The 9,577-nt window shown below is 54.9% G+C and carries 8 protein-coding genes; 4 read left to right on the forward strand and 4 right to left on the reverse strand.

Annotation, left to right across the window (positions count from 1 at the left end; genetic code table 11):
- Positions 1-209 precede the first annotated feature (209 nt).
- Complete coding sequence (gene zwf / locus ACOT0L_RS19105) at positions 210-1,685, reverse strand: glucose-6-phosphate dehydrogenase (RefSeq protein WP_022648481.1); 1,476 nt, start codon at positions 1,683-1,685, stop codon at positions 210-212.
- Between the two features lie 354 nt (positions 1,686-2,039).
- Between zwf and ACOT0L_RS19110 the strand changes: the two genes are divergently transcribed.
- Positions 2,040-2,909: a MurR/RpiR family transcriptional regulator gene (locus ACOT0L_RS19110; protein WP_003859769.1), complete on the forward strand. Its 870-nt coding sequence runs from the start codon at positions 2,040-2,042 to the stop codon at positions 2,907-2,909.
- A gap of 114 nt (positions 2,910-3,023) precedes the next feature.
- A complete protein-coding gene (gene pyk, locus ACOT0L_RS19115; RefSeq protein WP_003859767.1) occupies positions 3,024-4,466 on the forward strand; it encodes a pyruvate kinase in 1,443 nt (480 codons plus the stop codon).
- A gap of 43 nt (positions 4,467-4,509) precedes the next feature.
- Here the strand turns inward: pyk and lpxM are convergent, their stop codons facing one another.
- From lpxM to znuA, 3 genes are all read right to left on the reverse strand, one after another.
- Positions 4,510-5,481 (reverse strand): lauroyl-Kdo(2)-lipid IV(A) myristoyltransferase, encoded by a 972-nt coding sequence (gene lpxM, locus ACOT0L_RS19120; protein ID WP_022648482.1) that lies wholly within the window; start codon positions 5,479-5,481, stop codon positions 4,510-4,512.
- A gap of 119 nt (positions 5,482-5,600) precedes the next feature.
- Positions 5,601-6,920: a murein DD-endopeptidase MepM gene (mepM, locus tag ACOT0L_RS19125; RefSeq protein ID WP_063146310.1), complete on the reverse strand. Its 1,320-nt coding sequence runs from the start codon at positions 6,918-6,920 to the stop codon at positions 5,601-5,603.
- 15 nt (positions 6,921-6,935) lie between these two features.
- The gene (gene znuA, locus ACOT0L_RS19130; RefSeq protein ID WP_032622452.1) at positions 6,936-7,880 is read right to left on the reverse strand and encodes a zinc ABC transporter substrate-binding protein ZnuA; all 945 of its coding nucleotides are present in this window, start codon (positions 7,878-7,880) and stop codon (positions 6,936-6,938) included.
- 77 nt (positions 7,881-7,957) lie between these two features.
- On the opposite strand from znuA, the gene znuC reads away from it, so the two are divergent.
- A complete protein-coding gene (gene znuC, locus ACOT0L_RS19135; protein ID WP_003859757.1) occupies positions 7,958-8,713 on the forward strand; it encodes a zinc ABC transporter ATP-binding protein ZnuC in 756 nt (251 codons plus the stop codon).
- Positions 8,710-9,495 (forward strand): zinc ABC transporter permease subunit ZnuB, encoded by a 786-nt coding sequence (gene znuB / locus ACOT0L_RS19140; protein WP_022648485.1) that lies wholly within the window; start codon positions 8,710-8,712, stop codon positions 9,493-9,495. The genes znuC and znuB overlap by 4 nt, the downstream gene beginning before the upstream one ends.
- Positions 9,496-9,577: the final 82 nt, after the last annotated feature.

The raw sequence follows: 9,577 nt of genomic DNA on the forward strand, positions 1-9,577 counted from the left end.
AGGCTCGGGAGTTTACACAGTTTCTGACGGTTGTTAACAACGCTGAAACGCCTGATATCCGGAGCACAGGGGCAAAATGTCTGAAGGGAGTGTAATAAAAAAAGCTCCGCGGGTGAATCCACGCGGAGCTTAAAAGATTAAAAATTATGCCACTTGCTGTGTTAGATCATGTTACCGGTAAAATAACACCTTTGGGCTAGAGATAGGGGTTATTCAAACTCGTTCCAGGAGCGGCCATCACGGGTGATCATCGCAACGGAGGCGACAGGTCCCCATGTTCCCGCCTGATACGGTTTTGGCGCGTCCTGGTCGGCTGCCCACGCTTCGGTGATTGAGTCCACCCACTTCCACGCCTCTTCCACTTCATCGCGGCGGACGAACAGCGCCTGGATACCACGCATGGTTTCCAGCAGCAGACGCTCGTAAGCATCAGCCAGATGCGTCTGGTTGAAAGTTTCAGAGTAACTCAGGTCGAGTTTGGTGGTTTGCAGGTTGTGTTTGTGATCAAGACCCGGCACTTTGTTCAGGATCTGAATATCCACACCCTCGTCCGGCTGTAAACGGATGGTCAGTTTGTTCTGCGGCAGTTCCTGCCAGGATTCTTTGAACAGGTTCAGTTCCGGATTTTTGAAGTAGACCACCACTTCGGAGCATTTTGCCGGCAGACGTTTCCCGGTACGCAGGTAGAACGGCACGCCGGCCCAGCGCCAGTCGTCGATATCCACGCGGATCGCCACAAACGTCTCGGTGTTGCTGGACTTGTTCGCGCCCTCTTCTTCCAGATAGCCAGGGACTTTTTTCCCCTGGGCAAAACCTGCGGTGTACTGGCCGCGCACGGTTTTCTCACGCACGTTGGAGCGGTCAATACGGCGCAGTGATTTCAGCACTTTCACTTTGGCGTCACGAATACTGTCGGCCGTCAGATCTGACGGTGGAGACATGGCAATCATGCACAGAATTTGCAGCAGGTGGTTCTGGATCATGTCACGCATCTGGCCGGCCTGGTCGAAGTAGCCCCAGCGGCCTTCGATGCCCACTTCTTCCGCCACGGTAATTTCCACGTGGTCGATAGTGCGGTTGTCCCAGTTGTTCACAAATAGGGAGTTGGCAAAACGCAGCGCCAGCAGGTTCAGAACCGTCTCTTTACCCAGATAGTGGTCAATACGGTAAACCTGACACTCCTCAAAGAACTCGCCCACCTGGTCGTTGATTTCACGCGAGGTTGCCAGCGACGTACCCAGCGGCTTCTCCATCACCACGCGCGCCGGTTTGGCGTTCAGCTTCGCTTCGCCCAGACCTTTGCAGATGGCGCCGAAGGTGCTTGGCGGCATGGCGAAATAGTTAATGGTGACGCGATTTTCCTGGTCCAGCATTTCACCCAGACGGGTAAAGGCGCTTACATCGTTGACGTCCAGATTGCAGAAATCGAGACGCCCGCTCAGCTTATCCCAAAGGCTTTCATCGATTTTCTCTTTCATGAAGGTTTCGAGCGCCTCGCGCACGACTTTGGTATAAGCCTCCTTATCCCAGTCGGCGCGCCCTACCCCAAGGATTCGGGTATCGGGATGGATCTGGCCCGCTTTTTCGAGCTGATACAGGGAAGGCAGCAATTTTCGGCGTGCAAGATCGCCTTTCGCGCCGAAAATGACCAGGTCACATGCCTGGGCTGTTTGCGTTACCGCCATGTCATTCTCCTCAGTTAGATCTCCTGGTACTCTGCCAGGTATCGTTGTAATTTTATTACAATGCACTGTACTGCTTTTACGCGTTTCCTGAAACCATTAGCGCTTAACGTCACGTGCGATACGGTGATTTTTCGTCGCCGGTGCCATAATGCCCGTCTGGTGACGCAACTAATGTCGATTCTTTGCGCAACAGGGTCAGAGCAAAACCCGACGTCGATCAAGTAATGAAAAAAAACAACAACATTTCTTGTCGACGATTACCCTTTCGGGTGTCCCGGGGGTAATATCGGCTAAATCGAATCTAGGTTTCATCTCTATGAAATCGTTTATGCCCTCATGAGCGTCTTGTTAACAATGAACATGCTGGAAAAAATCCAGTTTCAACTGGAACACCTTAGCAAATCCGAGCGCAAAGTGGCTGAAGTTATTCTCGCCGCGCCCGCTCAGGCGATTCATTCAAGCATCGCCGCTCTGGCACAGGAATCGGGCGTCAGCGAACCGACGGTCAATCGATTCTGTCGTAGTCTGGACACCCGCGGCTTTCCTGATTTTAAACTGCATCTGGCACAAAGTCTGGCAAACGGTACCCCGTATGTTAATCGCAATGTAGATGAAGACGACAGCGTTGATGCTTACACCGCAAAAATATTTGAATCGGCAATGGCCACGCTCGACCATGTTCGCCAGTCTCTGGACATGAGTTCAGTGAATCGCGCGGTCGATCTTCTTACGCAGGCCAAACGGATTGCCTTCTTTGGCCTTGGCTCGTCCGCCGCCGTGGCGCATGACGCCATGAATAAGTTCTTTCGCTTTAACGTGCCGGTGATTTACTCCGATGACATTGTGCTGCAACGCATGAGCTGTATGAATTGTAGCGAAGATGATGTCGTGGTACTCATCTCCCATACGGGCCGCACCAAGAGCCAGGTGGAGCTGGCGCAACTCGCGCGTGACAACGATGCGATGGTCATCGCCCTGACGACGGCAGGTACGCCGCTGGCCCGGGAAGCAACGCTCGCCATTACCCTGGACGTACCGGAAGACACCGACATGTACATGCCGATGGTCTCCCGCCTGGCGCAGCTGACGGTCATCGACGTGCTGGCGACCGGTTTTACTTTACGCCGGGGCGCAAAATTCCGGGATAACTTGAAGCGGGTCAAGGAAGCCCTGAAAGAATCGCGTTTTGATAAAGAATTGCTTATAAAGAGCGATGTTCCCTAATAACGACGATGTACGATTTACGGCATTCGGTCCCCTCGCTACTGCCTTGCGATAGATGAAGGCCGATTCTATGTTCACGCAACACCAAAGTTGTTTCAGTCAACGGAGTATTACATGTCCAGAAGGCTTCGCAGAACCAAGATCGTCACCACCCTAGGCCCGGCCACCGACCGCGATAATAACCTCGAAAAGATTATCGCCGCGGGTGCCAACGTGGTGCGCATGAACTTCTCTCACGGTACGCCAGAAGACCATAAATTACGTGCCGACAAAGTGCGTGAAATCGCAGCTAAACTGGGCCGCCATGTTGCTATCCTCGGTGACCTGCAAGGTCCAAAAATCCGCGTATCGACCTTTAAAGAAGGCAAAGTCTTCCTCAACATCGGCGATAAATTCCTGCTGGATGCCAACCTGAGCAAAGGCGAAGGCGATAAGGAAAAAGTGGGTATCGACTACAAAGGTCTGCCTGCTGACGTTGTGCCTGGCGACATCCTGCTGCTGGACGACGGACGCGTACAGCTGAAAGTGCTGGAAGTTCAGGGTATGAAGGTGTTCACCGAAGTGACCGTCGGCGGCCCGCTCTCCAACAACAAAGGCATCAACAAACTCGGCGGTGGCCTGTCTGCCGAAGCGCTGACCGATAAAGACAAAGCGGATATCGTGACCGCAGCGCAGATCGGCGTGGATTATCTGGCCGTCTCCTTCCCCCGCTGCGGCGAAGATCTGAACTATGCTCGCCGCCTGGCGCGTGATGCAGGCTGCGATGCGAAAATCGTTGCGAAAGTGGAACGCGCTGAAGCGGTCTGCGATCAGGACGCGATGGACGACGTGATCCTGGCGTCTGACGTGGTGATGGTTGCCCGTGGTGATCTGGGCGTGGAAATTGGCGACCCTGAACTGGTCGGTATCCAGAAAGCGCTGATCCGTCGCGCGCGTCAGCTGAACCGCGCGGTGATCACCGCCACCCAGATGATGGAATCCATGATCACCAACCCAATGCCAACCCGTGCGGAAGTCATGGACGTGGCGAACGCCGTGCTGGATGGTACTGACGCGGTGATGCTGTCAGCAGAAACCGCTGCGGGTCAGTATCCGGCGGAAACCGTGGCCGCCATGGCGCGCGTCTGCCTGGGTGCGGAGAAGATCCCAAGCATTAACGTCTCCAAGCACCGCCTGGATATCCAGTTCGACAATGTGGAAGAAGCGATTGCGATGTCCGCGATGTACGCAGCCAACCACCTGAAAGGGGTCACAGCGATCATCACCATGACCGAATCTGGCCGTACCGCGCTAATGACGTCTCGCATCAGCTCCGGTCTGCCGATCTTCGCCATGTCCCGTCACGAGCGTACGCTGAACCTGACGGCGCTGTATCGCGGCGTGACGCCAGTCTACTTCGACAGCACCAATGACGGTGTGGCCGCCGCGCACGATGCCGTGAATCTGCTGCGCGACAAAGGTTATCTGGTATCCGGTGATATCGTTATCGTGACGCAGGGTGACGTGATGAGCACCATCGGCTCAACCAATACCACCCGCGTACTGACCGTAGAGTAAGCTCCGATCCCCTCTCCCCTAAGGGGAGAGGGGTGAAGGTTTCCTATTTCTTCGGGAAAAGCTCTTTACGCTTGTACGGCTCTGTTTCGCCAGGTTTACGCGTTTTGAGCAACTTCAGGATCCACGTATATTGCTCCTTATGTGGCCCCACCAGCACTTCCACCTCTTCATTCATGCGGCGTGCAATGGTGCGATCGTCCGCGGTCAGCAGATCGTCCATCGGCGGACGTACCTCAATGCTCAGGCGATGCGTTTTACCGTCATAAACCGGGAACAGCGGGATCACGCGGGCGCGGCAGACTTTCATCAGGCGACCAATCGCGGGTAGCGTAGCTTTATAGGTCGCGAAGAAATCGACGAACTCGCTGTGCTCAGGACCGTGATCCTGATCGGGCAGGTAGTAGCCCCAGTAACCCTGACGTACGGACTGAATGAAAGGCTTAATGCCATCGTTTCGGGCGTGCAGACGTCCGCCAAAGCGACGGCGCACGGTATTCCAGACGAAATCGTAGATTTTGTTTCCCTGATTATGGAACATCGCCGCCATTTTCTGGCCCTGCGACGCCATTAACATTGCCGGAATGTCGACCCCCCAACCGTGCGGCACCAGGAAAATCACTTTTTCATCATTGCGACGCATCTCGTCGATGATTTCCAGCCCTTTCCAGTCAACGCGGTCGACGATCTTTTCCGGCCCTTTTAGCGCCAGTTCCGCCATCATCGCCATGGCCTGTGGCGCGGTGGTATACATGTCATCAATGATTGCTTCGCGTTCGACGTCGGTTTTATCCGGGAAGCAGTACAGAAGGTTTATTTGCGCCCGGCGGCGTGCGCTTTTACCTAAGCGCCCTGCCAGGCACCCCACTTTTCCGAGCACCGGATCGCGGAGGGAAGCAGGTAGCAACGCCATGCCAGCAAACGCGTATACGCCAAGCCAGGCGCCCCAGTTACGCGGGTGGCGAAAGGATTTTTCAAACTCGGGAATGTACTCAATATTGTTTTTTTTGGTTTCCATGCGGGTTCCAGGGTCTGGTGACGCAAAAATATATTCAGATAGTGTAGCGATGCAGCCGTCCGCGTACAAAAGAAAAAGCCGGCGCACACTGACGCCGGCTTATTTTTGAGGGTGTTAGCTTAGTCGAAGCGCAGCTGTGGCATCACCTCTTTCACCTGCGCCAGGTATTCTTTGCGATCTTTCCCGGTCAGCCCTTCGGTGCGCGGCAGTTTCGCCGTCAGCGGGTTAACCGCCTGCTGGTTGATCCACACTTCGTAGTGCAGGTGCGGCCCCGTCGAACGGCCTGTGTTACCGGACAGCGCGATGCGATCGCCACGTTTCACTTTCTGGCCCGGTTTGACCAGCAGTTTACGCAGGTGCATGTAGCGGGTGGTGTACGTGCGACCGTGACGAATAGCAACGTAATAGCCAGCAGCACCGCTGCGTTTCGCCATGACCACTTCACCATCCCCTACCGCCAGCACTGGCGTGCCCTGCGGCATGGCGAAGTCAACGCCACGGTGCGGCGCTACGCGACCCGTTACCGGGTTCAGACGACGCGGGTTAAAGTTGGAGGAGACACGGAACTGTTTCGCCGTTGGGAAACGCAGGAAGCCTTTTGCCAGGCCCGTACCGCTGCGGTCATAGAACTTACCGTCTTCCGCGCGAATGGCGTAGTAGTCTTTGCCGTCTGAACGCAAGCGAACACCCACCAGCTGGCTCTGCTCGCGCTTACCGTCCAGCATTTCGCGGGACATCAGGACAGAGAACTGATCGCCTTTTTTCAGTTTGCGGAAATCCATCTGCCACTGCATGGCTTTGATCACCGAGCTGATTTCAGCGCTGGTCAGGCCAGCATCGCGGGCACTGGAAACAAAGCTGCCGCCGACGGTCCCTTTCATCACGCTGTTAACCCAGTCGCCCTGCTGCATTTCACTGGTCATTTTGAAACCGTTTGCGGTGCGATCGTAGGTGCGGGTTTCGCGACGGGACATCTCCCAGGTCAGACGTTGCAGATCGCCGTCGGGCGTTAAGGTCCAGGAAAGCTGCTGACCAATTTTCAGGTTACGCAGCTCTTTATCGGATGCGGCAAGCTGGCTAATGTTGCCCATGTCGATACCGTACTGGTTCAGGACGCTGCTCAGCGTATCGCCAGTAGAAACAACATATTCATGAATGCCGGTTTCATTCTGGATCTTGTCATCCAGCTCATCCTGGGGAATAGCTTCATCTTCCTGTGCGGCCTGATCGATAGGCTCGCTGGCCTCAGGCAGCAGAGAGCGGATCTCGCTCTTCTCCAGTTCGATGGTTTTAATAATAGGGGCAGAACTCGGGTGGTAAACATAGGGCCGCCAGACGGCGACCGCTAACGTGAGAACTGTAAGCGACCCCAGCATAACGCGGTGGGGTCGAGGCAGATTGTTAAATGCCAGGGCGACAGAGCGGGCTATCTGTTGCACGTATTCACTTCCTCGTTAATCTCCTTTCAGGCAGCTCGCATACTGATTCGCCAGTTGGCTGAGGAACTGCGAATAGCTCGCTTTGCTCAACTGGATGTTCGTACCTAGCGGGTCAAGGGTTCCCATGCGCACGGATGTTCCCCTGGCCACGGCTTCTACGACCGCTGGCCTGAACTGTGGCTCAGCAAAAACGCATGTCGCTTTTTGCTCAACCAACTGTGTTCTGATTTCATGTAAACGCTGCGCACCAGGCTGAATTTCAGGGTTGACGGTAAAATGCCCCAATGGGGTCAGACCGTAATGTTTCTCGTAATACCCGTAGGCATCATGAAAAACGAAGTACCCTTTTCCTTTAAGCGGTGCGAGCTCGTTACCTACCTGTTTGTCGGTTGCGGCTAATTGAGCCTCAAAATCCTTCAGGTTGGCGTCGAGTTTGATTCGACTTTGCGGCATAAGTTCCACTAATTTGTCGTGGATTGCAACCGCTGTAAGCCGCGCTATCTCTGGGGAGAGCCAGAGATGCATGTTGTATTCACCGTGATGGTGATGGTCGTCACCTTTTTCGCCATGAGCATGGTCGTGGTCGTGTTCGTCGCCCTCGTCCTCAGCCCCTTTCATCAGTAACGGTTTCACAGCGGACAGCTCACCAATCGTCACCTGTTTCTCCGCAGGGACCTGTTTAGCGGATTTCTGCATGAACGCTTCCATCTCAGGACCAATCCAGACGACTAAGTCCGCGTTCTGTAAGCGTTTTACATCAGACGGACGCAGAGAATAATCATGCTCGGAGGCCCCGTCAGGCAGAAGAACCTCTGTGTCCGTCACACCGTCGGCGATGGCAGCGGCGATAAAGCCAAGTGGTTTAAGCGAAGCGACAACGGCAGCGTTAACATCTTGTGCTGTTGTCCCCCAAAGAGCAGCGGATAAAGCTGCGAAAAGAAGCGTATTTTTCTGTAACATAATGCGACTAATCATCGTAATGAATGCGTGGAATGTGATATTATAACATTCGATGACTTCTGCAAGCTTAAATTGACATGACGACTTTAGTTTCTCTTGAAAATGTTTCGGTCTCATTCGGCCAGCGCCGCGTCCTTTCTGACGTGTCGCTGAATCTGAAGCCCGGCAAAATACTCACGCTGCTCGGCCCTAACGGTGCAGGCAAATCGACGCTGGTGCGCGTCGTATTAGGCCTGGTAGCCCCTGACGCAGGTGTTATCGTCCGCGAGGACAAATTGCGTATCGGCTATGTGCCGCAAAAATTACATCTTGATGCCACCCTGCCCCTGACGGTGAGCCGCTTCCTGCGTCTCCGTCCCGGTACGCGTAAAGCGGATATCCTACCGGCGCTAAAACGCGTTCAGGCGGGACATCTTGTTGAGGCGCCTTTGCAAAAGCTGTCGGGCGGTGAAACCCAGCGCGTATTGCTTGCCCGCGCCCTGCTCAGCAGCCCTCAGCTGCTGGTCCTGGACGAGCCGACGCAGGGTGTCGACGTCAACGGTCAGGTTGCGCTGTACGATCTTATCGACCAGCTCCGTCGGGAGCTTAACTGCGCGGTGCTGATGGTCTCCCACGATCTGCATCTGGTAATGGCCAAAACCGACGAAGTGCTGTGCCTGAATCATCACATTTGTTGTTCCGGCACGCCGGAAGTGGTGTCAATGCATCCCGAATTTATCTCCATGTTTGGCCATCGTGGCGCCGAACAGCTGGGCATCTATCGCCATAATCACAATCACCGCCATGATTTACAGGGACGAATTGTCCTGCGTCGGGGAAATGGACACTCATGATTGAACTGTTACTGCCCGGCTGGCTGGCCGGGATTATGCTTGCCTGCGCCGCGGGTCCACTCGGCTCGTTTGTCGTCTGGCGCAGAATGTCCTATTTCGGCGATACGCTGGCCCATGCGTCATTGCTGGGTGTCGCGTTTGGTTTGTTGCTGGACGTAAACCCGTTTTATGCGGTGATTGTCGTCACGCTGCTGCTGGCCGCCGGTCTGGTCTGGCTGGAAAAACGCCCTCATCTGGCAATTGATACCCTGCTCGGCATTATGGCGCACAGCGCCTTGTCGCTGGGCCTGGTGGTGGTGAGCCTGATGTCAAACATACGCGTAGACCTGATGGCCTATCTGTTCGGCGATCTGCTGGCCGTCACGCCCGAAGATCTGATTTCCATTGCCATTGGCGTGGTGGTGGTACTCGGGATCCTGCTGTGGCAGTGGCGGAATTTACTGGCAATGACCGTCAGCCCCGATCTGGCCTTTGTCGACGGCGTGAAGCTTCAGCGCGTGAAGCTGCTCTTGATGCTGGTGACGGCGTTAACCATCGGGGTGGCGATGAAATTTGTTGGCGCGCTGATCATCACGTCGCTGTTGATAATCCCTGCCGCCACGGCGCGTCGTTTTGCGCGTACGCCGGAGCAAATGGCCGGTATCGCGGTGATTATCGGAATGATCGCGGTGACGGGCGGCTTAACCTTCTCGGCTTTCTATGACACGCCAGCAGGGCCGTCGGTGGTATTGTGCGCGGCGGTGTTGTTTATTTTCAGTATGATGAAGAAGACCGCGCAGTAGTCAGCATGTCCCCGGTGGCGCTTCGGTATGAACCGGAAACATGGGTAACACTTTAGACCGGATACATGGGTAACAGTTATAA

The sequence above is a fragment of the Enterobacter cloacae complex sp. XAL002 genome (assembly GCF_049236805.1).
Lineage (GTDB): Bacteria > Pseudomonadota > Gammaproteobacteria > Enterobacterales > Enterobacteriaceae > Enterobacter > Enterobacter intestinihominis.